The sequence below is a fragment of the Fusicatenibacter sp. genome (assembly GCF_977045365.1).
In genome coordinates, this window is sequence record NZ_CDRRUH010000012.1 from 14,509 (window position 1) to 39,124 (window position 24,616).

20 protein-coding genes are annotated in these 24,616 nt (G+C 50.4%); all 20 read left to right on the top strand.

Annotated elements, in window-relative coordinates:
- Positions 1 to 61: 61 nt before the first annotated feature.
- The 20 genes from ACY2VW_RS04480 (at position 62) to ACY2VW_RS04575 (ending at position 24,546) form a co-directional block, all read left to right on the top strand.
- Positions 62 to 289: a hypothetical protein gene (locus ACY2VW_RS04480; RefSeq protein WP_461874348.1), complete on the top strand. Its 228-nt coding sequence runs from the start codon at positions 62 to 64 to the stop codon at positions 287 to 289.
- A gap of 185 nt (positions 290 to 474) precedes the next feature.
- On the top strand, positions 475 to 3,810 hold the full coding sequence (locus ACY2VW_RS04485) for a 3'-5' exonuclease (RefSeq protein ID WP_461877202.1): 3,336 nt from the start codon (positions 475 to 477) through the stop codon (positions 3,808 to 3,810).
- Positions 3,811 to 3,826: 16 nt separating this feature from the next.
- The gene (locus ACY2VW_RS04490) at positions 3,827 to 6,016 is read left to right on the top strand and encodes a DNA topoisomerase III (protein WP_461877203.1); all 2,190 of its coding nucleotides are present in this window, start codon (positions 3,827 to 3,829) and stop codon (positions 6,014 to 6,016) included.
- Between the two features lie 305 nt (positions 6,017 to 6,321).
- A complete protein-coding gene (locus tag ACY2VW_RS04495; protein WP_461877205.1) occupies positions 6,322 to 8,571 on the top strand; it encodes a glycoside hydrolase family 3 protein in 2,250 nt (749 codons plus the stop codon).
- A gap of 94 nt (positions 8,572 to 8,665) precedes the next feature.
- Complete coding sequence (locus ACY2VW_RS04500; RefSeq protein WP_461877206.1) at positions 8,666 to 11,719, top strand: glycoside hydrolase family 2 TIM barrel-domain containing protein; 3,054 nt, start codon at positions 8,666 to 8,668, stop codon at positions 11,717 to 11,719.
- 190 nt (positions 11,720 to 11,909) lie between these two features.
- Positions 11,910 to 12,518 carry an HD domain-containing protein gene (locus tag ACY2VW_RS04505; RefSeq protein ID WP_461877207.1) on the top strand — a complete coding sequence of 203 codons (609 nt, stop codon included), beginning with the start codon at positions 11,910 to 11,912 and terminating at the stop codon, positions 12,516 to 12,518.
- Positions 12,519 to 12,734: 216 nt separating this feature from the next.
- Positions 12,735 to 13,067: a helix-turn-helix domain-containing protein gene (locus ACY2VW_RS04510; protein ID WP_461874355.1), complete on the top strand. Its 333-nt coding sequence runs from the start codon at positions 12,735 to 12,737 to the stop codon at positions 13,065 to 13,067.
- 92 nt (positions 13,068 to 13,159) lie between these two features.
- Positions 13,160 to 13,378, top strand: coding sequence for a type II toxin-antitoxin system HicA family toxin (locus ACY2VW_RS04515; RefSeq protein WP_461877208.1), 219 nt, complete (start codon positions 13,160 to 13,162; stop codon positions 13,376 to 13,378).
- Positions 13,362 to 13,730 (top strand): type II toxin-antitoxin system HicB family antitoxin, encoded by a 369-nt coding sequence (locus ACY2VW_RS04520; RefSeq protein WP_461877209.1) that lies wholly within the window; start codon positions 13,362 to 13,364, stop codon positions 13,728 to 13,730. The genes ACY2VW_RS04515 and ACY2VW_RS04520 overlap by 17 nt, the downstream gene beginning before the upstream one ends.
- Positions 13,731 to 13,742: 12 nt before the next feature.
- Positions 13,743 to 14,831 (top strand): hypothetical protein, encoded by a 1,089-nt coding sequence (locus ACY2VW_RS04525; protein WP_461877210.1) that lies wholly within the window; start codon positions 13,743 to 13,745, stop codon positions 14,829 to 14,831.
- A 184-nt stretch (positions 14,832 to 15,015) separates the two neighbouring features.
- Positions 15,016 to 16,302 (top strand): amidohydrolase family protein, encoded by a 1,287-nt coding sequence (locus tag ACY2VW_RS04530; protein WP_461877211.1) that lies wholly within the window; start codon positions 15,016 to 15,018, stop codon positions 16,300 to 16,302.
- Between the two features lie 25 nt (positions 16,303 to 16,327).
- Positions 16,328 to 16,777, top strand: a complete 450-nt coding sequence (locus tag ACY2VW_RS04535; RefSeq protein ID WP_461877212.1) for a hypothetical protein — start codon at positions 16,328 to 16,330, stop codon at positions 16,775 to 16,777.
- Positions 16,778 to 17,172: 395 nt separating this feature from the next.
- Positions 17,173 to 19,110 (top strand): threonine--tRNA ligase, encoded by a 1,938-nt coding sequence (gene thrS, locus ACY2VW_RS04540; RefSeq protein WP_022461745.1) that lies wholly within the window; start codon positions 17,173 to 17,175, stop codon positions 19,108 to 19,110.
- Between the two features lie 85 nt (positions 19,111 to 19,195).
- Positions 19,196 to 19,519, top strand: coding sequence for a DUF1540 domain-containing protein (locus ACY2VW_RS04545; protein WP_022461744.1), 324 nt, complete (start codon positions 19,196 to 19,198; stop codon positions 19,517 to 19,519).
- 308 nt (positions 19,520 to 19,827) lie between these two features.
- Positions 19,828 to 20,322, top strand: a complete 495-nt coding sequence (gene infC, locus ACY2VW_RS04550) for a translation initiation factor IF-3 (RefSeq protein WP_022461743.1) — start codon at positions 19,828 to 19,830, stop codon at positions 20,320 to 20,322.
- Positions 20,323 to 20,357: 35 nt separating this feature from the next.
- Positions 20,358 to 20,555: a 50S ribosomal protein L35 gene (gene rpmI, locus ACY2VW_RS04555; RefSeq protein ID WP_022461742.1), complete on the top strand. Its 198-nt coding sequence runs from the start codon at positions 20,358 to 20,360 to the stop codon at positions 20,553 to 20,555.
- A gap of 49 nt (positions 20,556 to 20,604) precedes the next feature.
- Positions 20,605 to 20,961 (top strand): 50S ribosomal protein L20, encoded by a 357-nt coding sequence (gene rplT / locus ACY2VW_RS04560; RefSeq protein ID WP_022461741.1) that lies wholly within the window; start codon positions 20,605 to 20,607, stop codon positions 20,959 to 20,961.
- Positions 20,962 to 21,056: 95 nt separating this feature from the next.
- Entirely contained in the window at positions 21,057 to 22,208 is a 1,152-nt protein-coding gene (locus tag ACY2VW_RS04565) for a DUF362 domain-containing protein (protein WP_461877213.1), read from the top strand.
- An 89-nt stretch (positions 22,209 to 22,297) separates the two neighbouring features.
- Positions 22,298 to 22,735, top strand: a complete 438-nt coding sequence (locus tag ACY2VW_RS04570; protein ID WP_461877214.1) for a GatB/YqeY domain-containing protein — start codon at positions 22,298 to 22,300, stop codon at positions 22,733 to 22,735.
- A complete protein-coding gene (locus ACY2VW_RS04575; protein WP_461877215.1) occupies positions 22,732 to 24,546 on the top strand; it encodes an ABC-F family ATP-binding cassette domain-containing protein in 1,815 nt (604 codons plus the stop codon). Before ACY2VW_RS04570 ends, ACY2VW_RS04575 begins: the two co-directional genes overlap by 4 nt.
- Positions 24,547 to 24,616 lie beyond the last annotated feature (70 nt).

Here is a 24,616-nt window from a genome sequence, read left to right on the forward strand (position 1 = left end):
ATAAAAGAAAGAATTCAAAATCATGAAAAGAAGACCAAAAAGCAGAAAGGATGCAGAAAATATGATTTCGTTACCGTTAAAGTTTGATGAAGTAGAGAGTGTAGAAGAATTTGTAAATATGGTGAAATGCCTGGATTACGACGTTGACGTAAAAGTAGGACGATGCGTCTTTGATGCGAAATCCCTGATGAGCGTCCTGATGATCGCCGGCAATCCGGATGCGGTAGTGGAAGCCCATACGAACGATATCGAAGCGTTTAAAAAGAAATTTAAGAATTACCTTCAGTAAGAAAAAAGTCGGAAAGGCACTGTGTGTAAGACGCATGGTGTCTTTTTTGATGCGCGAAAAAGAGGGTGAAGCATCTTGCCGGGGAGACGTGTGCATGGTAAAATAAAGTCTATTGGGATGGAAATAAGAGAATCAAAAGAACGGGCTGATGTAGAAGAAGTTTTTCGTAAAAAAGGAGGCACAAAGTGGAAGAAGAGAAACTGGAAAGAAGCATCAGAAAATCAGAGATTCCCGGACTTACGAGGGAAGAGGAGGAAGCACAGCTTGCGAAGGTGATCGGGATTGCCGAGCGGAATCTGGAGCAGGCGAAGGCGGATATCCGGTCGGCGAATGAGGATCTGGCGGATCTGATGGAGACGTACGACGCAAAAGAGGCGGAAGGCCTGGCGCTCTGGAACAACGCGACGGCGAAGCTGAATGCGTACCAGCACGGCATGGCGCGGCTGGAAAAAGCGAGAAAGAAGCCGTATTTCGGGCGGATTGATTTTCAGGATCCGCGGCTTTCGTTTTTAGAGTCCTATTACATCGGGCGCGTCGGCATTTCCGATGAAAAGGCGGAACCGGTTGTGCTGGACTGGCGGGCGCCGATTTCCTCCGTCTATTATGAGAACAGCACCGGGCCGTGCAGCTATACGGTGAGTTCAGAGGGTACTTTTTCGATTGATCTGAAAAGAAAGCGGACGTATGAGATTGAAAATGACCATCTGAAAGACTTTTTTGATTCCGATGTGGTAGCGAACGATGAGCTGCTGACAAAGTATCTGGCGAAGAACAAAAAAGCGGTGCTCGGTGAGATCATTGCGACGATCCAGCAGGAGCAGAACCTCATTATCCGCAGATCCCCGAAGACAAATCTGATCGTACAGGGCGTGGCTGGTTCCGGAAAGACGACGGTGGCGATGCACCGGATTTCGTACATCCTCTATAATTACGAGGAGGACTTCCGGCCGGAGGATTTCTATATCATTGGAAGCAACCGCATTCTGCTGAACTACATTACCAGCGTTCTGCCGGAACTCGATGTGTACGGCATCCGTCAGATGACGATGGAGCAGCTTTTCATCCGGCTTCTGTACGAGGACTGGGACGAAGCAAAGTACACGGTACACACCATCGACCGCGCGGATGAGAAAAACAGCATAAAGGGCGGAAGCGGCTGGTTTTTCGATCTGGAAAATTTCTGCCGTACGTACGAGGCAGAGCAGATTCCGCGGGAGCCGGTGCGGCTGGAAAAAACGGGAACATTGCTTCTGGACGCCGAGTATATTGATAACTATTGCAGGGAGCAGTCCACACTTTCCATGGAAGGAAAGATGTGCATGCTGAACGAGATCCTGCTGGCAAAATTTGAGAACGAGGTTTCGGGAAAAGAAGTGACGTTTCCGGCGCGCGAAAAAAAGGCGCTGAAGCGGAAATACGAGAAATATTTTGGAGATGGAAAATGGCGGGGATCCATTTTTGATCTCTATCTGCAGTTTCTGGAGCAGCAGGCGGAGAAAGGAAAAGCGGTGGAAGTGCCGGAAAACTCCTTTGATGTCTATGATCTGGCGGCGCTGGCATACCTCTATAAGCGGATCAAGGAAAACGATCCCGTGCGCGAGGCGAGCCATGTGGTCATCGACGAGGCGCAGGATTTCGGGATGATGGCGTACCAGGTGCTTCATTACTGTCTGCGTGACTGTACGTATACCATTATGGGAGATACGTCGCAGAATATCCATTTTTCCTACGGCCTGAACGACTGGGAGGAGCTGAAAAAGCTGATTCTGACCGGCACGTACGATGCGTTCGGCGTTCTGCGGAAGAGTTACCGGAATACGGTGGAGATCTCCGATTTTGCAAACGAGATTCTGCGGCATGGGGACTTTGCGATCTATCCGGTGGAGCCGGTGCTGCGGCACGGAACGGCGGTGCGGAAAGAAGCATTTGACGATGAAGCGGCGCTGCTCGCCGCGGGTGTTCAGACAATCAAGACATGGCAGGCGCAGGGATATGAGACGATTGCCGTTGTATGCCGGGATGAGACAGAAGCGGCGGATACGGCGCGGAAGCTGAAACAATACGTGCCGGTTGAGGAGGAGGATCTCGAGACGGCAGAGTTCGGCGAGGGCGTGATGGTGCTCCCGGTAGCATATACGAAAGGTCTTGAGTTTGATGCGGTGCTGCTTCTTGATCCGGCGGAAGAAAAATATCCTGAAAATGACGGGCAGGTGAAGCTGCTTTACGTGGCGGCGACGCGGGCACTGCATGAGCTGGCGGTGCTGTATACAGGAGAGCTGACGGGAATCCTTGCCAAAGAAGCGCCGAAGGGCCGTCACAATCAGGAATTTGCCATGGAGACGCTGACGAAGGCGAAAGAGTATGAGAAGGTTTCGCTGACGCAGAAGGAGGCGCGTGAGGAGAACCGCGCGATCGGCATTCAGGAGATGGACGAGCGGAACAGTCATGGACCGAAACGGATTGTGATCAAGCCGGAGCAGAGGCCGGGAATGGCGCCTGGAAATACAAGCACGACCGGAACAGCGGTGATGGCAAAAGGCAGTACGGCAACGCGGAGGGCTGCGGCAGAAACGGGAGAAGAAATTGCAGCAAAGACAATGCAGCAGCGTGCACCGGAAGGGGTGTCGTCTGTGTTTGCCGGTGCGGCTTACCATGGAAAGGCAGGCGGCAAAGCGCCGGGAAGCAGACGGAGTGTAGGAACACAGGCAGGAATGCAATATGGAACGGGCACGGCCGGAGTGCAGAGTGAAAAAAGACCGGGCGGAGCAGGTATGGTACCAGGAGAAGCCGAGAAGACGGAGCGTCTGAATACCTCACCTTACGCTTTCGGTGCAATCCCGGAAAACGAGCTGCTGCGCATCAAGGGCCATTCGAAGATCAAGTGTGCGGTGAAATGGGCGAAGAAAGGAAAATCGGCGGTTGAGATTGCCAGCATGTACGGCATCTTACGCATCACTCCGATCACGCCGGAGGTGATCCGCATCAGTTTCGTAAAGGGCGTGACCGCAAAAGTGCAGGACACGTACTGGAAGCCGAAAGCGGATACCGCGTTTCCGTGGAGTGCGAAAGAATCGAAGACGGCGGTTCTGGTCGAGACGGAAAAGCTGCGCGTCATGGTAGAAAAAAAGGACGGCGCGGTGCAGTTCCTGACGCCGGACAACAAACCAATCCTTTCCGAGAAGCGTGACGAGCCGCGCATGATCGATGGCGGCATGACATGGACATTTTTCGACTGGAGCGGTTCCGAAAAGCTGAAAGCAAAGGGCATTCTCTCGACCGAGTGGCTGGATCTGACCGCGAAGGCGCGCTACGTCTCTTTTGGCGGAAAGCAGGCGCGGATGCCGCTGCTTGTTTCGAACCGCGGCTACGGCATTGCGGCCGCCGCGTCCCGGACGGCACTGCTGTGCAATGTACGGACGTTTGGAACGTATCTTCACACCGCAGGGGACGGACAGATTGATTATTACTTCATTCTCGGAAAAGACCGGGAGGAAATAGTAAAACAGTATAAAGAGCTATAAAAGGAGCAGACATTTTATGAAAACTCTGGTAATTGCAGAAAAACCATCCGTGGCACGCGACATTGCGCGCGTGCTCGGGTGCAGCAAAAAAGAAAACGGAACGCTGGAGGGAAACCAGTATATTGTGACCTGGGCGCTCGGCCATCTGGTGACATTAAAAGACCCGGAAGACTATGACAAAAAGTATAAGGAATGGAATATGGCAGTTCTGCCGATGATGCCGGAAAAACTGCAGATCAAGGTCATTCCGCAGACGGGAAAACAGTACCATGCGGTGACGACACAGCTTGCGCGGAAGGACGTGAATGAGATTGTCATTGCAACCGATGCCGGACGCGAAGGTGAGCTGGTGGCGCGGTGGATTCTCGACAAAGCACATAACCAGAAGCCGTGTAAGCGTCTCTGGATTTCCTCTGTGACGGACAAGGCGATCCGTGAGGGTTTTGCCAATCTGAAGGATGCGAAAGAGTACGACAATCTCTACCGCGCTGCCGTTTCCCGTGCCGAGGCGGACTGGCTCGTCGGCATCAATGCGACGCGGGCGCTGACCTGTAAATACAATGCACAGCTTTCCTGCGGCCGTGTGCAGACGCCGACACTTGCCATGATCGCACAGCGCGAGCAGGAAATCCGTGAATTTGTCCCGAAACCGTATTACACGGTGACGGCCGCGGCGGGCGGTGTGGTCTACACCTGGAAAGATGAAAAATCGGGCGGCACAAGAATCTCCGATCCGGAAAAGGCAAAGCAGATCGCAGAGAAGGCAAAACGGTATCCGCTTGTCTTACAGAACGTAGAAAAGAAGAAAAAGCAGAAAGAAGCGCCATTGCTCTACGATCTGACGGAGCTGCAGCGCGATGCGAGCGCACGGTTCGGCTATTCGGCAAAACAGACGCTGAATCTGATGCAGAGCCTCTATGAGACCCATAAAGTCCTTACGTATCCGCGGACAGATTCACGGTATCTGACGAAAGATATTGTGCCGACGTTAAAAGAGCGGCTGGATGCGGTCAGCATCGGCCCGTACAAAGCACTGGCCCAGCAGGCGAAGCGCAGTCCGCTGAACGGAAAGCTCTCCTTTGTCAATGATGCGAAGGTTTCCGATCACCATGCCATTATTCCGACGGAGCAGTACGTGCAGTTATCCGCACTCTCGAACGAGGAGCGCCGCATTTATGATCTTGTTGTGCGCCGTTTTCTTGCGGTACTGCTGCCGCCGTGTGTATATGAAGAGACGGTGATCCAGGCTTCCATCGAAAAGGAATGCTTTACTGCGCGCGGAAAGCGCATGGTCGAGAAAGGCTGGCAGGAGGCGTACGAGGATAACCGGTACGACGAAGAGGATGAGGCGAAAGAAGAGGTGCGGGAGCAGAATCTGCCGCTTCTGGAGGCAGGCATGAAGATCGGGCAGCCGAAGATCAGTCTCCGCGAAGGAAAGACAAAACCTCCGGCACGCTTCACGGAAGGCACGCTGCTCTCCGCAATGGAAAATCCGGTCCGTTACATGGAAAACCGCGACAGCAGCTTGGTAAAAACGATCGGTGAGGCGGGCGGCCTTGGAACGGTTGCGACCCGTGCGGATATCATCGAGAAGCTGTTCCGCAGCTTTCTGCTGGAGAAAAAAGGCAATGAGATCTATCTGACCTCGAAAGCACGCCAGCTTCTGAAGCTGGTTCCGGCGGATTTGAAAAAGCCGGAGCTGACGGCAAGCTGGGAGATGCAGTTAAACGACATTGCAAAGGGAAAGAAGCGGCGCGATGTGTTTATGAAGGAGATCCGCAGCTACACGGTGGAACTGATCGATGAGATCAAGACGGAAGAGGGAACGTTCCGCCACGACAACCTGACGAACAAGAAGTGCCCGAACTGCGGAAAACGGCTGCTTGCGGTGAATGGAAAGAACGCAAAACTGCTCGTCTGCCAGGACAGAGAGTGCGGCTACCGCGAGACGGTTTCCCGCACGACGAATGCGAGATGCCCGGTCTGCCATAAGCGCATGGAGATGATCGGAAAGGGCGAGGATGCGACGTTTGTCTGTGCCTGCGGCCACAAAGAGCGCATGACAAAATTCCAGGAGCGCCGCAAAAAAGAGGGCGGCGGCGTGACGAAGCGCGATGTGGCAGCCTATATGAAGAAACAGAAAAAAGAGGCCGAAGAGCCGGTGAACAATGCGTTTGCCGCGGCATTAAAAGGAATCAAATTATAAAAATGGGGCGAGTCCTGCCAAAAATCAAAAAAACGGTGGACTCGCTCTTTTTGTTAAAATCGTAAAGAAAAGAGTCAAAAAAGTGATTGTTTTATGCAGAGTTATGCCGTAAAATAGAAACAAATGATATAAGAAACAGGAAAATTGTTAAAAGAAACATAACGGCAGTGGCAGGCGGAGAGAAATCGGTATCCTCCACTGACATGAGGCAAATCACAGTCGAACTATTCTCGACATGTCAGACTCCGTGAAAATACCGACTGTGAGTTGAAACAAAATAAATTGGGAAAAGAAGGGTGAAACTTATGGAGAAAACAACGAAAAACGGAATTAACCGGATCAGCCAGGAGGGCGGAAAAACGATCGCCTGGGCAGAAGAGTCCGGCGTAAAAGTATTGGAAAAAGATGGATATTACTTTAAAGACCTGGCAAAAACCGGTGAACTGCTGCCGTATGAGGACTGGCGTCTCTCCGATGAAGAGAGAGCCGCAGACCTTGCGGGCCGTCTTTCCATCGAGGAGATCGCGGGTCTTATGCTGTACTCACCGCATCAGGCCGTACCGCCGATGCCGGGCGGACCATTCCAGGGAACGTTTGACGGAAAAACGTATCTGGAATCCGGCAGAGAACCATATGCGATTTCCGATCAGCAGAAAGAATTTCTGGAGGACGAGCACATCCGCCATATCCTGCTGACGAACGTGGAAAGCCCGGAGATCTCCGCAAAATGGAGCAATGAGCTGCAGAAACGGGCAGAGATACTGCCGTATGGTATTCCGATCAACCTCTCCTCTGATCCGCGGAACGGAGCAAAGGATTCCGGCGCAGAGTTCAAGAGCGGCGGAAGCGAGATCAGCAAATGGCCGGAGGGTGTCGGCTTTGCAGCATGCTTTGACCCGGAAGTAGCCGGACAGTTTGCAAAAGATGCCTCCCGTGAATACCGGGCACTCGGCATCACAACGGCACTCGGACCGCAGATCGACCTCTGCACCGAGCCGAGATGGATGCGCTTTGTCGATACGTTAGGCGAAGAAGTGGAGATGTCCAAAAAGCTTACCAAAGCGTACTGTGACGGTATGCAGACAACGGAAGGGGAAGCAGACGGCTGGGGAAAAGACAGCGTCAACACGATGGTCAAACACTGGCCGGGCGGCGGCACCGGAGAAGCCGGCCGCGATGCGCACTATGCATTCGGACAGTTCGCTGTTTATCCGACCGGAAACTTTGAGGAACATTTAAAACCGTTTACCGAGGCCGCCTTCCATCTGGACGGACCGACCGACTGCGCATCCGCGGTTATGCCGTACTACACCGTATCCTACGGCGTGGACAAGAAGAACGGAAAGAATGTCGGAAACTCCTACAGCGAGTACCTGATCAAGGATCTGCTGCGCGGAAAATATGAATTCAAAGGCATTGTCTGCACCGACTGGGGCATCACCCAGGATCCGGAGAAGACGATTGAGGGCTTTGGAAGCCGCTGCTACGGCGTGCAGGATATGACCGAGGCAGAACGGTGTCTGCTGGCGATCACAAACGGCGTTGACCAGTTCGGCGGAAACAGCGAGTCCGGTCCGATTGTCGAGGCGTATAAGATCGGCTGTGAGAAATACGGCGAGAAAGCGATGCGTGAGCGCATGGAGCTGTCCGCCAAACGTCTTCTGATCAACATTTTCCACTGCGGCTTGTTTGAGAATCCGTATCTTGATCCGGAAGAATCCGCAAAGATTGTAGGATGCGAAGAGTTCTGCCACCATGGCTATGAGGCACAGCAGAAATCCATCGTCCTGCTGAAAAACAGTGCCAAACGCGCACCGGAAGGACAGAACGGTGTACTGCCGCTGAAGAAAGGCCTGAAAGTGTATATTCCGGAGAGAAAGATCGGACCGTCCAAAGCATTCTTCCGTATCGATCTGCCGGCGAAAACCGAAGATCCGCTGCCGGATGGGCTGCCGTCCAGATACGGTACACGTGTGGCATCACCGGAGGAGGCCGATGTGGCGCTGGTATTTATCGAAAGCCCGGCGTGCAACCCGTATTCCACCGAAGATCTTGCGAATGGCGGAAACGGCTACCTGCCGATCACACTGCAGTACCGCCCGTATACGGCGAAAAAAGCGCGTGAGGTGAGCATTGCAGGCGGTGATTTCCGTGAGGATTTCACGAACCGCAGCTATCTTGGAAAGACAAACACTGCCTACAACGAGGCTGATCTCGACAATATTCTCGAATGCCGCCGCACGATGGGCGACAAGCCGGTGATCGTCTGCGCAACCGTCAACAACCCGATGGTGATGCATGAATTTGAAGCCGAAGCCGATGCAATCGTCGCAGAGTTCGGTGTTTCGAGAGCCGCTGTGCTCGACGTTGTCTTCGGCGATTACAACCCGACCGGCCGTCTGCCGATCCAGATGCCGAAGGATATGGATGCGGTTGAGGAGCAGAGCGAGGACCGTGCGTTGGATATGGAAACCTATATTGACAGCGAAGGACATAACTATGACTACGGTTATGGCATGAATTACGAAGGCGTTCTTCCTGCATGGAAAAAGTAAAAGAATAACAGAAAACCTGATCGGCACCGGGACCGCGTGTGTTTCGGTGCCGATATTGGAAACAAAAGACAGAATAAGGAGGACTTAAAAAGAGATGATTGTTCCAAAATATTTCGAAGATTTCGATCACCTGCATGTGAATACCATGCCGAACCGTGCCTACTACATTCCGGCATCCCGCCGCATGGATGATCTGGTGGAGAACCGGGAGGCGTCGGACCGCTTTTTCCTGCTTTCCGGCGACTGGAGATTCCGCTATTTTACCAGTATTTACGATGTAAAAGAGGAGTTTTTCGCAGAAGGATACGACACTTCTGCATTCGAGACGATTCCGGTGCCGTCCGTCTGGCAGAATTATGGCCATGACCACCATCAGTATACGAACGTCCGCTACCCGTTCCCGGTGGATCCGCCGTATGTGCCGTATGAGAACCCGTGCGGTGCGTACGTGAGAACGTTTGCGTGGAAAAAACAGGAGGAAGCACTGAAGGCATTCCTGAATTTTGAGGGCGTGGATTCCTGCTTCTACGTGTGGATGAACGGCAGCTTCGTCGGCTACAGCCAGGTGTCTCATTCCACGAGTGAATTTGATGTAACAGACTTCTTAAAAGATGGCACCAACACCATCGCCGTACTGGTACTGAAATGGTGCGATGGAAGCTATCTCGAGGATCAGGACAAATTCCGCATGAGCGGCATTTTCCGCGATGTCTATCTGCTTGCAAGACCAGAAAAAGGCATCCGCGATTACTTTGTAAAGGCAGCGCCGGACGCATCGTACCAGAATGGAGAAGTTTCGATTGCGATTACCTGGAATGACGGGGAACCGCAGGAAGGAACGGCAAAGCTGTTTGATGCAGAAAATCATCTTGTGGCAGAGGCAGCGTTTGGCGGCGATACGGTTCAGATGCATGTAAAAGATGCACATCTGTGGAATGCCGAGGAGCCGTATCTGTATACGCTGGTGCTGGAGACGGCGGGTGAGGTGATCACTGATCATGTCGGCATCCGTGAGATCCACGCGAAGGACGGTGTGCTGTACCTGAACGGCGTGAAGATCAAATTCCACGGAACAAACCGTCACGACAGCGATCCGGTGACGGGCTTTGCGATCAGCCTGGCGCAGATCAAAAAAGATCTGAAAGTGATGAAAGAACACAACATCAATGCGATTCGTACCAGTCATTATCCGAATGCGCCGTACTGCTATCAGCTCTATGACCGTCTGGGCTTCTATGTCGTTGACGAGGCGGACAATGAGAGCCACGGCACCGAGGCGATTTACAGCAACTATACGACGTGGGAAGAGTATGCGAAGAACTGGAACAAGCTGATTGCAAACAATCCGGTATTTACAGAGGCAACCGTGGACCGCACCCAGCGCTGCGTAGAGCGCGACAAGAACCGCCCGAGCGTTGTCATCTGGTCGATGGGAAATGAGTGCGCATACGGCTGTACCTTCGAGGCGGCCTTAAAGTGGACGAAGGAATTTGACCCGACGCGTCTGACGCACTATGAGGCGGCACGGTATGTGGATGATCCGAAGAAATACGATTACAGCAATCTCGACCTCTACAGCCGCATGTATCCATCACTCGAGGAGATTAAAAAAGAGCTGGTGGAGTACGGGGATAAGCCGTATATCATGTGCGAATACTGCCATGCGATGGGCAACGGCCCGGGAGATCTCGAGGACTATTTTGAACTGATCCACAGTGAGGAGAAGATGTGCGGCGGCTTTATATGGGAGTGGTGTGACCACGCGATCGACATGGGAAAAACGATCGAAGGCAAAAAGATGTACGCATACGGCGGCGACCACAATGAGTATCCGCACGACGGCAACTTCTGCATGGACGGACTCGTTTATCCGGACCGCACACCGCATACGGGACTGATGGAATTTAAAAACGTGCATCGTCCGGTGCGCGTGACGGGATATGATGCCGAAAAGGGTACACTGACCATCAAAAACTATATGAATTTTGTGAATCTGAAAGATTACGCTGTGCTCGGCTATGAGGTGCTTGTGGACGGCGAAGTGACGGAGAGCGGCAAGATTACAGATGAAGCACTGCTGGAGCTTGCGGCAGGCTGTGAGAAGACGATTCCGCTTGCCATTTCCGTGCCGGAGCAGGGAAAATGTGCGCTGAAGGTTACCTGGTATCAGAAACAGGCCACTGAGGTGCTGCCGGAGCAGTTCGAACTGGGATTTGAAGAAGTTCCGGTGAAAACGAAAGACAATCAGAACCAGAAGGCAAAAGAGATGATGAAGCGCCCGGAGGGAACGGCTTCGTTTGGCTGGAAAGAGGACGATCATTACCTGACGGTATCGACGGAACAGTTCAGCTATACCTATAATAAGTTCACCGGCCTGTTCGAGGAAATGTGCTATGCCAACCAGAATCTGCTCGACCGCCCGATGGAGCTGAACATCTGGCGTGCGCCGACAGACAATGACCGCAATATCAAAAATACCTGGATGCGTGCGCAGTATGACCGCACCGTGACGCGGGCATATGAGACAACGGCAAAAGAAGAAAACGGCTGTGTGGAGATCGAGACGAGCTATTCGATTTCGTCTCCGGCTCTGCAGCGGATCCTTGCAGGTGTGATCAAATGGACAATTTACGGCGACGGAACGACCGATGTCCATGTAGAAGCAAAGAAAGACCCGGTATTCCCGGTTCTGCCGCGCTTTGGCCTGCGCCTGTTCCTGCCGGATTCGTTTGCAAAACTGACCTACTGCGGCCTCGGCCCGGTGGAGAGCTACGTGGATAAGCACCAGGCAAGCTATCACGGCGTTTTCCACAGCACACCGGCAGAACAGCAGGAGGATTACATCCGCCCGCAGGAGAACGGCAGCCACTATGACTGTGATTACGCAAGCCTTGCCAATGACCGCGTGGTGCTGACGGCAGTGGGAGAGAAAACGTTCTCCTTCCAGGCATCCGTTTATACGCAGGAGGAGCTGACGGAAAAAGCGCATAACTATGAGCTTAAGCCGTGCGGAAGCACTGTTTTCTGCATTGACTACCGCCAGGCGGGAATCGGATCGGCAAGCTGCGGACCGATGCTGCTGGAGAAGTATCAGTTAAAAGAAACGGTAATCAGCTTCGATGTGCGGATGAAACCGGAACTGCTGTAAGACGATTGCAGAAAAAATGCTGCTTCATCTTCCGAAAAGGGGGAGTGAAGCAGCGTTTTTTGTATGGGGGATAGGAAAAAGTCTGAATAAACCTATTGATACGGTATGAATATGGGTATATAATGGATGAAATTACAATTCAGATTCACAGATTCTGGAAAATCAGGGAAGAAAAAGGAGAAAACAGATCATGAGTGAAATTACAAGAGACGAGGCGTTTGCCTTATTAAAAAAATACAACAAAGATCCCTTCCATATTCAGCATGCGCTTACGGTAGAGGCGGTGATGAAATGGTATGCGAGAGAACTCGGCTATGAAGCAGAAGAGGAGCACTGGGGAATTGTCGGTCTGCTGCATGACATTGATTTTGAACTGTATCCGGCTGAGCACTGCCTGAAAGCACCGGAGCTGTTGCGGGAAGGCGGCGTATCGGAGGATATCATTCATGGAGTTGTTTCACACGGCTATGGCATCACCATCGAGTGCAGCGTGACGCTGGATGTGGAGCCGGTTCACGAGATGGAAAAAGTGCTGTTTGCCGCAGATGAACTGACAGGTCTGATCTGGGCGGCTGCGCTGATGCGGCCTTCAAAGAGTACAAAAGATATGGAACTGAAATCCCTGAAGAAAAAATATAAGAGCAAAGGCTTTGCGGCTGGATGTTCGCGGGAAGTCATTGAGCGGGGCGCCGAGCAGCTTGACTGGACGCTGGAAAAACTGCTGACCATGACACTGCAGGCCATGGCTGACAGCGAGGATGAGATCAATCGGGAAGTGGAAGCGGAGCAGAATGTGTAAAAAACAGCCTGAGATACCAGATTGCTACGTGCCTGGCACTCCCGCAATCTTCAAAAACATTCGTAATCCGCTCATTTTTCTTCGAAAAATGGCTACTTACTCATGTTTTTGGCGGGTCAAAAGATCAAAAATTCTCTTGCAAGCGAGCTTGCATCGGCTTTTTGCCCTTTTGCCCCTGGTATCAAACAAAATCTGAGTGAAAGGGTGAGATAAAATATGATCAGTGAAAAAATTTTTGAATTAATTCTTCGAAACGGCATGACGCAGAAAGAATTCTCCGAAGAAACCGGAATTTCCCAGAGCACCATCAGCGACTGGAAAAGAAAGGGCACCAATCCGTCAGCGGATAAAATACTGAAAATCTGCGAAGTGCTGAAGGTTACGCCGTATGAACTTCTGGGGGAGAATGAGACAGAGCCAAGCGCTGTGGATTTTGAACTGCGTGCGGTAAATACAGAAGAAAAAATGATTCTGGAGGGATTCCGCAATCTGCCAGGCAGACAAAAGGAAAGAATCCTGGGATATCTGGCGGCATTACAGGAGGAATAAGAAAATATTGACACCATATATGACACCAAATATAATAAAAGGAGAGATAAGACATGTCAAAATGGGATAAACTGATTGCGAGGATCTGAGGAGTGTCAAAGGATCTGCGGTTTCATGAGCTGAGAAAAGTATTAGAAAGCTACGGATATGAACGGAATGCGCCGAAAAGCGGGAGCAGTCATTATACATTTCGAAAACCAGGCGCCGTACCAATTACAATACCAAAACATGAACCGATCAAGAAAGTGTATGTAGAAATGGTAAGACAGGTGATAGAAAGTGAGGAAAAGAAACATGAAGACGTTGAATGATTATATGAAAATGTCCTATCGTATGGAAATTGTAGAGGATCAGGATGAAGGCGGATTTGTAGTATCTTATCCAGATCTGCCAGGATGTATTACCTGTGGAGAGACCATAGAAAGCGCAGCAGCAAATGCGGTGGATGCCAAAAAGGCATGGCTGGAAGCTGCTTTGGAGGAAGGAATCGAAATCGCTGAGCCGGATAGCCTGGAAGCGTATTCCGGACAATTTAAGCTGAGAATGCCGCGAAGCCTGCACAGAGCACTGGCAGAGCATTCGAAACGAGAGGGAATCAGTATGAATCAGTATTGCGTATATCTTCTATCAAAAAACGATGCAATGGTTTCAAGAAAATTTTAAGGCGGTGAAAATATGACACAAAAACCATCCTACATTCCGAAAAAGTACATTTATGCCAAACGCACCGGCAATCTGAAAGCGGAGGCGGTAGGGGTTGTGAAAGGGGAGAAGCATTTTCCGGTTTTTGAAGGAGATGTTGTTTTTAAACCGCTTACAAAATCTAAACCGCTGTCTACACCGCTGTTCGCCTATGCTGAGGTTTTCTGGTCATGGGTGATTGATGCGTATTTTATGCCGGCGCCGCAGTATCAGCTTGCGTTTTGCGAAGGGTATGAGGCGGAGGTGGAGAAATATTACGATTATGGAACAGTTTCACCGATGATTTACGGGGAAGGAGAACATCTGCTGAATCTGCTGGAGTTCTTTCGAAAATATCCTGACGACAAAGTCCATATTGATGACTACGTCAATTACTGCCAGATGTTCTACGACTACACCGAAATCCTAGAATCCGACTATTTCCAGACCCACCTGGCGATGGCGGAGGAGCTGGTACTGCAGATTCTCGTTTCGATTTTGAAAGGCGATCAGAACTACCATTACGAAAACATCGCATTTGTCTGCCGTGAAGACGATAAGATTCTGCGTCTGGCGCCGATGATTGATCATGAGTTTTCAACATATTTCATGTTCCCGGACAGTATGCCGCGGCAGATGTACTGGTCTGAACAGCTTGCGCGGTCCATTCAGGGGGATGAAGTACAGCCGGGAGAGTTTGATTATCTGACGAACGAAACAGAGCGTCATCTGATGGAAAAAAGCGCAATATGTCTGCACAAAAATCTGATATACATCAGAGAACATTATCCTGAAGTCTGTCAGGTGTTTCTGGAAAAATTGAGCAGACTGGAAAAGGATCTAAAAGAAAAGAAAGAGCTGTTTGAACTGGAAAAAGGCCCGGGCTACCCCGAGACGGCCAATTCAGATGCTTATCTGATCGGCAAAGCACGGTACAAAGATCACGACGAAGAAAAAGCCAGAGAATATGAAACAAAATACGGCGGAAAAGAAAAACAGATCAATTTTGAAGTCGTAAACAGCGTAGCAGTCTATGAAATAAAGAAAATCATGCAGCAGATGCGGGAAATCCTCGAAAAATAAGCATCCGCACAGAGATTTCGCTTTTAGAAAATAAGATCCCCGTTTTGCCAGGAACACATCCGGCAGAACGGGGAATTATGAAAGAGAAATAAAAAACAGAGAAAAACGATTTTTCTGTCGCACAATCCCTCTCTGACGTGTTAAAATAAACCATAATACGTTCGGCAGAAAGAGGGAATCGAGTATGAAATATGCCTACAAAAATGGAAAAATTTTAAACGGAACGAAAGAAATGCAGGTCCAGAACGGTCTTACGATTCTGACGGAGGGAGAAAACATCACGGCGATTGTCCCGGAAGAGACGAGACTTTCCGGTTATACAGAGGTAGATCTGCAGGGAAAATACATCATGCCCGGTCTGATCAACATGCATGTCCACCTCGCGGGCAATGGAAAACCGCAGAAGAAGCAGCGCGACAATGCAAAACTCGTCAAAACCCTGATGAGCAACGGTATTTCCCGCGCTATCGCCTACCGCATGGTGGCAGGATTTGCAAAAGACGAGTTACTGAGCGGTGTCACTACGATCCGCACCGTCGGAGGGCTTGGAACTTTCGATACGCGGCTGCGCGATGAAATTAAAGCCGGAAAAAAGACAGGCCCGAGAATCCTTGCCGCAAATGAGGGAATCTCCGTACCGGGCGGACACATGGCAGGATCCGTAGCCATCGCAGCGGAGAGCATCGACGCGGCCGTCGCCCATGTGGAGGAGGCAAAACGCGAGAATGTCAACCTGATCAAGCTGATGATCACCGGCGGCGTGCTCGATGCGAAAGAAAAAGGCGTCCCGGGCGAACTCAAAATGGAACCGGAGATGGTAAAAGCCGTCTGCGACAAAGCCCATGTGCTCGGCTATCAGGTCGCTGCCCATGTCGAATCGCCGCAGGGAGTCCGCGTGGCGCTGGAAAACGGTGTGGATTCCATCGAACACGGTGCAAAAATGGACGAGGATATGATCCGCCTGTTTAAAGAAAAGAAAGCATTTCTCTGCACCACGCTGTCACCAGCACTCCCATACGCGCTGTTCGACCGCTCCATCACCAATGCAACAGAAGTGGAGCAGTTCAATGGAAACGTAGTATTTGAGGGAATCATCGACTGTGCGAAAAAAGCCATCGCCAACGACATCCCCGTTGTCCTTGGAAACGACGTCGGATGCCCGTGGATTACCCAGTATGACTTCTGGCGGGAACTCTTTTATTTCCATAAATATGTCGGTGTTTCCAATACATTCGCACTTTACACTGCAACCGCCCGCGCCGCCGAGATGGCAGGAATCGGAGCCAAAACCGGAACGATCGAGCCGGGAAAATGCGCGGACTTCATCGTCACCGCAAAGAATCCGCTCGAAAACCTCCGCGCTCTGCGCCAGATCGAAATGGTTGTCGCGAAGGGAAGAAAAATCGACCATCCGCAGGTAAAACGTAATCCGGTCGTGACGGCGGAGCTGGATAAATTTCTGGTGGATTAAAAACAGGATGGAGAAGACAAACAAGATGGAAGAAACGAAAGAAACACAGGAAAGCTTACAGCGAAAAAGAGAACAGGCCCTGCAGCGGCTCCACAGGGAGCGGACAGAAGAAGCCCTGTGGGACTGTGTTACTGCGTATCAGGATTTTGAGTTCCATACGTATTCCGGCCTGCCGTATTCCTACCATATGAAATACGGCAGAAGCGGCACCTATACAAAAGAGCTCTGGATCAACCGCAGAGAAAAAAGCAAAAGTCTTGTCTGGAGCTCCGTCCGGAGTGCATATCAGAAAGTGCTGGAATTACAGCAGGAGAACGAAAGACCGGTTGTCGAGCGCCCGAAAGCGCTGGGCGATATCCGTGGAATTACGTATATTTACGGCATCTTTTACGAGTTTTCCCTGCTGGAAATGCCGGAAAAAGCAAAAGAAAAAATTGCTCTGCAGACAGCAGGACAAAAATCGCCGGAAAAATAAATTTTCCGCCCATACAGGTCTTGACAACCACGCATTGGGTGATATAATCTAAAACTATCGGGAGCCAAAAAGCACCGAACACAAAAAACAAAGCGTAGAAGAGACGAGTAAATCACAGCGAATGTGACAGAGAGAAACCCCGTTTTGTGGTGCAAGGGTTTTAACAGGAACGTGATCGAAGACCAGCTCTGAGCGGCCCCAATCCGGCCCGGTGATTCCGTTATCGTCAAATGAAGTGGTTTGAAAAAACAAAATGGGTGGAACCGCGGTGAATGAAAATACATCGTCCCTTTTGACAGCATAGGCGTGTCAGAAGGGACTTTTTTGTTGCTGCAAAAAGTATAAAAATTCTGAAACACGCTTGCGAAAAATATACAAAGAAAGAGGTAAAGCAAATGATCATCACACTGAAAGATGGAAGTACCAAAGAGTACTCCGAACCGAAATCCATCATTGAGATCGCAGCAGACATCAGCGAAGGCCTTGCAAGAATGGCCTGTGCAGGTGAAGTAAACGGTGAAGTAGAAGATCTTCGTACCGTCATCGACAAGGACTGCAATCTTTCCATTCTGACCTTCAACGATGAAGGCGGAAAAGCAGCATTCCGTCACACCACATCCCATATCATGGCACAGGCAATCAAGAGACTGTACCCGGATACCAAGCTTGCAATCGGACCGTCCATCGCAGACGGATTCTACTACGATGTAGACAGAGATACTCCACTCACCAGCGAAGACCTTGAAAAAATCGAAGCAGAAATGAAGAAAATTGTAAAAGAGGATCTGAAACTGGAGCGTTTTGAGCTGCCGAGAGCAGAAGCCATCGCTTTCATGAAAGAAAAAGAAGAGCCATATAAAGTAGAACTGATCGAAGATCTGCCGGAAGACGCAGTCATCAGCTTCTATCGCCAGGGTGAATTCACGGACCTGTGCGCAGGCCCTCATCTGATGAGCACAAAGCCGGTCAAAGCCTTCAAACTGACCAGCCTTGCAGGCGCATACTGGAGAGGCAGCGAGAAAAACAAGATGCTGCAGAGAATCTACGGAACTGCATTCACAAAGAAAGCAGAGCTTGAAGAGTACCTCCACATGATCGAGGAAGCAAAGAAGCGTGACCACAGAAAACTCGGAAAAGAGCTCGGCCTGTTTATGATGAGTGAGGACGGCCCGGGATTCCCGTTCTTCCTTCCAAAAGGAATGGATCTGAAAAATGCACTGATGGATTACTGGCGTGAAATCCACAGAAAAGCAGGATACGTAGAAATCTCCACACCGATCATCCTGAACCGTCGCCTGTGGGAGACCTCCGGTCATTGGGATCACTACAAAGAAAACATGTATACCACCGTCATCGACGATGAAGATTATGCAATCAAACCGATGAACTGCCCGGGCGGCGTTCTCGTTTACAAATCCGAGCCTCGTTCCTACCGTGATCTGCCGCTGCGTCTGGCAGAGGTTGGTCTGGTACATCGTCATGAGAAATCCGGCCAGCTGCACGGCCTGATGCGTGTACGCTGCTTCAACCAGGACGATGCCCATATCTTCATGACACCGGAGCAGATCAAAGACGAAATCAAAGGCGTTGCAAACCTGATTGACCAGGTTTACAAACTGTTCGGATTCAAATATCACGTAGAGCTGTCCACCCGTCCGGAAGACAGCATGGGAAGCGATGAGGACTGGGAGGTAGCAACCGAAGGTCTCCGCGGCGCACTCGATGATCTTGGCCTTGACTATGTAGTCAACGAAGGCGACGGCGCATTCTATGGCCCGAAGATCGACTTCCATCTGGAAGACTCCATCGGAAGAACGTGGCAGTGCGGTACCATCCAGCTTGACTTCCAGCTGCCGCAGAGATTCGAGCTGGAATACACAGGAGCAGACGGCGAGAAGCATCGTCCGATTATGATCCACCGTGTTGTTTACGGTTCTGTTGAGCGTTTCATCGGTATCCTGATCGAGCATTTTGCAGGTGCATTCCCAACCTGGCTTGCACCGGTACAGGTAAAGGTTCTGCCAATCTCCGACAAATACGCAGATTACGGTAAGAAGGTTCTGGACGCCCTTCACGAGGCAGGCATCCGCGCAGAGATGGATACCCGTTCCGAGAAGATTGGATATAAGATCCGTGAGGCACAGGGACAGAAGATTCCATACATGCTGATCGCCGGAGCAAAAGAGGAAGAGGCAGGTCTTGTATCTGTCAGAAGCCGTTTTGCAGGTGATGAAGGCCAGAGAAGCCTGGAGCAGTTTATCGCAGATATCAAAGAAGAAATCGCAGGCCGCGTTAACCGCCCGGTTACTGTTGAAACAAAAGAAAATAAATAATAAAGCATAAAAAATTACCTCTTGGAAATAATGGTTTCTATGCGGGCGAAACCGCAGAAAACTAAATTTCAGGAGGTAATTTATTATGCCAGCATTAAGTTGTTCCGCTATGACCTGTGTTTACAACCAGAACGAGCTCTGTTCCAAAGGAGATATCCGCGTAGGCGGAAGCGAAGCCAAAAGCTCCATGGAAACGTGCTGCGAGAGCTTCAAGGAGCGCGGTGAGGGCACGATGTTCAACTCTACCGGCTGCGGCTGTACGAAAATCGGTGTCGACTGCAAGGCGCAGAACTGTACCTTTAACGACAACTGTAAATGCGAAGCCGGAGACATCCATATCGCCGGAGACAGCGCATGCAGCTGCCAGGAAACCGAGTGCAGCTCCTTCCGCTGTGGCTGCGGGAGATAAATACGAAAAAATGCGAAAATCAGTATTGACAACAGGATGGGAGAGTGCTATACTGCAATAGTCTGAGAAAAAGAAAGTAGAGTATCCACTCTCACCCTAGCGCAAACACGCGACTACGGTCCAATATTGATCTTAAGTTCTCTTTGTGTAGAGATTTATGTACAATGTTAAGTGGATAGTCTGTCTATCCACTTTTCTTGCGTTATCAGTCAAATCCGGTCCGGTGAGCCGAGTTTGATTTCGTTACACCGCAAAAGCGGGAACACAGTCTTTTATAATGATGGAGGTGCACTACAATTAGCGAATTAATGATTAATGAGCAGATCAGAGACAGAGAAATTCGTCTGATCGGTCAGAACGGAGAACAGCTTGGAATTATGTCTGCCAGAGATGCGTACCTGAAAGCACAGGAAGCAGGTCTGGATCTTGTGAAAATTGCTCCGACAGCGAAACCGCCGGTTTGCAAAATTATCGACTACGGAAAGTACAGATATGAACTGGCCCGCAAGGAAAAAGAAGCAAAGAAAAAACAGAAAACAATTGAAATCAAGGAAGTTCGCCTTTCTCCAAACATTGACACCAATGATCTTAATACCAAAGTAGGTGCAGCCCGCAAGTTCATTACAAAGGGAGACAAAGTAAAAGTAACACTTCGTTTCCGCGGCCGTGAGATGGCACATATGAACAGCAGCAAATACATCCTCGATGAATTTGCAGAGAGTCTGTCCGATATTGCAACGGTTGACAAAGCGCCGAAGGTGGAAGGCAGAAGCATGACCATGTTTTTGACGGCTAAACGTTAAAATACATTTGAATCAATATCAAGGAGGAAATTAAAATGCCAAAGGTAAAAACAAGCAGAGCAGCTGCAAAGCGTTTTAAAACAACAGGAACAGGAAAATTAGTAAGAAATAAAGCTTACAAGAGCCATATCTTAACCAAGAAATCTCAGAAGAGAAAAAGAAACCTGAGAAAACAGACTACTGTTGATGCAACAAACGTAAAGAACATGAAGAAAATCTTACCTTACATGTAATTTTTGCAAGGTAGAGTTACGCCCAACAGATCAAGGAGGAAAATAAGAAATGGCAAGAATTAAAGGCGGCATGAACGCTAAGAAAAAACATAACAGAGTATTAAAACTGGCTAAAGGTTACAGAGGAGCCAGAAGCAAACAGTATAGAGTAGCAAAACAGTCCGTAATGCGCGCACTGACCAGCTCCTACGCAGGAAGAAAACAGAAAAAACGTCAGTTCCGTCAGCTGTGGATCGCTCGTATCAACGCAGCAGCAAGAATGAACGGTCTGTCCTACAGCAAATTTATGTATGGTCTGAAACTGGCAGGCGTTGAGCTGAACCGTAAAGTTCTGGCTGACATGGCAGTTAACGATGCAGAAGGATTTGCAACACTGGCTGAGCTTGCAAAAAGCAAAGTAGCATAAGTAAAAACATATTCTGTGTGAATATACGAAGAAGCTGTGAGAACCGGTAAGGGGATCGCAGCTTCTTTTGAAATATAGAAAAACATGAGGTGAATATGGAAAAAAGCAAAGTGGCAGTGGTTGCCTGTCCCGACTATGAGCCGGCGCGCGTAAAGGAAAGCCTGCAAAAGGGATTGGAAGCAATTGGCGGCCTGGAATCTCTGATCGGAAAAGAAGAGAATATCTTATTAAAACCAAACCTCGTCCGCTCCGCAAAACGCGAACGCGCCGTCGTGACCGACCCGGAAGTCATGGATGCCCTGATCACGATTTTGCAGGAAAATAGCTATGAGAATATTTCCTGCGGCGATTCCTGCGGCCTTGGCACCCCGGAGGGCATTGCAAAGGAAGCCGGGCTGAAAGAGGTGCTGGAAAAACACAACGTTCCGCTGAAGGATTTCCTTACGAGCGAGCGCGTAGAAACCACCGATGGCAAATTTCTGATGATTGCGAAAGATGCACTCGACTGCGACGCCCTCATCAGCGTCAGCAAAATGAAAACCCACGCGCTGGAACGCATCACCGGAGCTGTCAAGAACCAGTACGGCTGCATCAGCGGCGTCTACAAAAAACTCGGCCACACGCAGTATCCGAACGCTGAGAGCTTCGCGCACATGCTGATCGAGCTGAACCAGAAAGTCGCCCCGCGCCTCTATATCTGCGACGGCATCGTAGCAATGGAAGGCAATGGTCCGACTTCCGGCGACCCGGTTTCGATGGGAGTTCTTCTTATGTCCACCGATCCGATTGCACTGGATACCGTGTTCTGCCATCTGGTGAACCTCGATCCGTCGTATGTGCCGACAAATCTCTACGGGGAAACGCTCGGCCTTGGAACGTGGCACGACGACCGCATCGAAATCGTGACAGCGGATGGCACCATATCCGAGGAAGAACTGAAAAGAAAGTACGGAAATCCAAACTTCAACGTCGACCGCCGCAAAGCCCGCAAAAAAGGAGCCCTCGACCTGCTCGAGATCCTCGGGGTCTTCCAGAGCCGCCCCTATATCATAGAAGAAAAATGTAAAAAATGCGGCGTCTGCGTCGAGAGCTGCCCGGTGGAAGGGAAAGCCGTCCGCTTTGATAACGGCCGCAGAAATCCGCCGGTCTACGATTATAAAAAGTGCATCCGCTGTTTCTGCTGTCAGGAAATGTGCCCGCATCAGGCAATCCAGGTAAAGAAACACCGTCTGCCGTGGGAAAAATAAGGGAGCTATTCTACAAAGTGACTGGAAAAGCAAAAAGAGAAGTGTTATACTTGAAACCGGACAAAATTTAGTACAGGAGGAACAACACCATGGAATTAGAAACTTTAAGAAGTGATATGATAGCAGCAATGAAAGCCAAAGACAAAGCGAGAAAAGAGGCCATCTCTTCCCTGATCTCCGCAGCAAAGAAAGTAGCCATCGACGAGGGCTGCCGCGATGACATCAAACCGGAGCTGGTAGACCGCGTCATCTTAAAAGAGCTGAAGACCGTAAAAGAGCAGATCGATACCTGCCCGGCATCCCGTGAGGACTTAAAAGCAGAGTATCAGTTCCGCTATGACGTCATCAGCGAGTATGCACCGAAACAGATGAGTGCAGACGAAGTCAAAGCCTACATCCAGGAGAAATTCGCAGATGTTCTGGCAACCAAGAACAAAGGTGCCATCATGAAGGCCGTTATGGCAGATATGAAAGGTAAAGCAGACGGAAAAGTCATCAACCAGATCGTTGCAGAACTGTGCAAATGAATATCATCAACATCGAACACATCAGCAAACTGTTCGGCGATAAACTGATTTTTGACGATGCTTCCTTCGGCCTGCAGGAGGGCGACAAGGTCGGCATCGTCGGAATCAACGGAACCGGAAAATCCACGCTGCTGCGCATGGCAGCAGGAGAGGAGACCCCGGATTCCGGCCAGATTATCCGCCAGAACAACCTCAAAATGGCCTATCTTCCGCAGACACCGGAATTTCCAAAGGATGCCACCGTGCTGTCCTACGCCCTTTCCGGCGATGAGGAGGACTGGCAGGTGCAGAGCAACCTTGTACAGCTCGGTATCACCGAATACGATGCAAAACTCGACACCCTCTCGGGCGGCCAGCGCCGCAAGGTTGCCCTGGCAAAAGTGCTTGCGTCCGATTTTGACGTCCTGATCCTCGACGAGCCGACAAACCATCTCGACAATGCGATGCTCTCCTGGCTCGAGGATTACCTGAAAAATTACCGCGGAACCGTCTTTATGGTCACCCATGACCGTTATTTCCTGGATAAAGTGTCGAACCGCATCCTCGAAATCAGTCACGGAAAAATGTACAGCTACGATTCCAACTATTCCCGTTTTCTGGAACTGAAAGCTGAGCGCGAGGAGATGGAACTCGCCTCTGAACGGAAACGCCAGAGCATCCTGCGCATGGAACTCGAATGGGCGAAACGCGGCTGCCGCGCAAGAAGCACAAAACAGCGCGCCAGACTCGAACGTCTCGAAGTACTCAAAAATGGCACGGCACCGACCTCAGACGCTGTCGTGGAGATGGATGCTGTCGAGACCCGCATGGGAAAGAAAACGATTGAATTCCATAACGTCAGCAAAGCCTTCGGCGATAAAACGCTGATGAAAGATTTCGAATACATCTTCCTGCGGAACCAGAGTGTCGGCATCATTGGCCCGAACGGCTGCGGAAAATCCACAATGCTGCGGATGATCACCGGAGAAGTCCTGCCGGATGCGGGAACCATCGAAATCGGCGACACGATCCGCATCGGCTATCTGGCACAGGAAGAGCCGGACATGGATACGAATCAGCGCGTGATCGACTACGTGAAAGATATCGCTGAGTATGTCCAGACCCGTGACGGCCGCATCAGCGCATCGCAGATGCTCGAACGCTTCCTGTTCACACCGGATATGCAGTACACCCCGATTTCCAAACTCTCCGGAGGCGAAAAACGGAGACTGTATCTCTTATCCGTCCTGGTGAGCGGCGCCAATGTTCTGATCCTCGACGAGCCGTCCAACAACGTTGATATCCCGACCCTGACCGTGCTTGAGGATTTCCTGAACACATTCGTCGGCATCGTCATCACCGTTTCCCACGACCGCTATTTCCTGGATAACGTCGTGGACCGCATCTTCGAATTCGACGGAAACGGAAATCTTCTGCAGTACGAGGGCGGCTACACCGATTACCTCGAAGCAAAAGAACGCCGTTTCGGCGGAAGTGCGGAAGAAACGGCAAAAGCAGCACCGTCCAAAACGTCCGCGGACGAACCTGCAAAGTCAAAGAACAATGACTGGAAGCAGAACCGTCCGACCCGCCTGAAATTTACGTTCAAAGAACAGCACGAGTACGAGACCATCGATGACGATATCGCCGCACTCGAGGAAAAGATTGCATCGCTTGACGATCAGATGCTCAAAAACGCCACCAACTCTGCAAAGCTCGCCGAACTGATGGCGGAAAAAGAGAGGACCGAAGCTGCTCTGGAAGAAAAAACCGAGAGATGGGTTTATCTCACCGACCTCGCAGAACAGATTGAGGCGCAGAATCAGAAATAAAAGAAGCAAAGGAACTGTCCGCAGAAGAGAAAAAATATGCGGGCCGTTCCTTCTTTTTTTATCGAGAAAT

Coding starts and splice junctions, on each gene's coding strand:
- ACY2VW_RS04480 (WP_461874348.1), top strand. CDS start 62: ATGATTTCGTTACCGTTAAAGTTTGATGAAGTAGAGAGTGTAGAAGAA.
- ACY2VW_RS04490 (WP_461877203.1), top strand. CDS start 3,827: ATGAAAACTCTGGTAATTGCAGAAAAACCATCCGTGGCACGCGACATT.
- ACY2VW_RS04495 (WP_461877205.1), top strand. CDS start 6,322: ATGGAGAAAACAACGAAAAACGGAATTAACCGGATCAGCCAGGAGGGC.
- ACY2VW_RS04500 (WP_461877206.1), top strand. CDS start 8,666: ATGATTGTTCCAAAATATTTCGAAGATTTCGATCACCTGCATGTGAAT.
- ACY2VW_RS04505 (WP_461877207.1), top strand. CDS start 11,910: ATGAGTGAAATTACAAGAGACGAGGCGTTTGCCTTATTAAAAAAATAC.
- ACY2VW_RS04510 (WP_461874355.1), top strand. CDS start 12,735: ATGATCAGTGAAAAAATTTTTGAATTAATTCTTCGAAACGGCATGACG.
- ACY2VW_RS04520 (WP_461877209.1), top strand. CDS start 13,362: ATGAAGACGTTGAATGATTATATGAAAATGTCCTATCGTATGGAAATT.
- ACY2VW_RS04525 (WP_461877210.1), top strand. CDS start 13,743: ATGACACAAAAACCATCCTACATTCCGAAAAAGTACATTTATGCCAAA.
- ACY2VW_RS04530 (WP_461877211.1), top strand. CDS start 15,016: ATGAAATATGCCTACAAAAATGGAAAAATTTTAAACGGAACGAAAGAA.
- ACY2VW_RS04535 (WP_461877212.1), top strand. CDS start 16,328: ATGGAAGAAACGAAAGAAACACAGGAAAGCTTACAGCGAAAAAGAGAA.
- thrS (WP_022461745.1), top strand. CDS start 17,173: ATGATCATCACACTGAAAGATGGAAGTACCAAAGAGTACTCCGAACCG.
- ACY2VW_RS04545 (WP_022461744.1), top strand. CDS start 19,196: ATGCCAGCATTAAGTTGTTCCGCTATGACCTGTGTTTACAACCAGAAC.
- infC (WP_022461743.1), top strand. CDS start 19,828: ATGATTAATGAGCAGATCAGAGACAGAGAAATTCGTCTGATCGGTCAG.
- rpmI (WP_022461742.1), top strand. CDS start 20,358: ATGCCAAAGGTAAAAACAAGCAGAGCAGCTGCAAAGCGTTTTAAAACA.
- rplT (WP_022461741.1), top strand. CDS start 20,605: ATGGCAAGAATTAAAGGCGGCATGAACGCTAAGAAAAAACATAACAGA.
- ACY2VW_RS04565 (WP_461877213.1), top strand. CDS start 21,057: ATGGAAAAAAGCAAAGTGGCAGTGGTTGCCTGTCCCGACTATGAGCCG.
- ACY2VW_RS04570 (WP_461877214.1), top strand. CDS start 22,298: ATGGAATTAGAAACTTTAAGAAGTGATATGATAGCAGCAATGAAAGCC.
- ACY2VW_RS04575 (WP_461877215.1), top strand. CDS start 22,732: ATGAATATCATCAACATCGAACACATCAGCAAACTGTTCGGCGATAAA.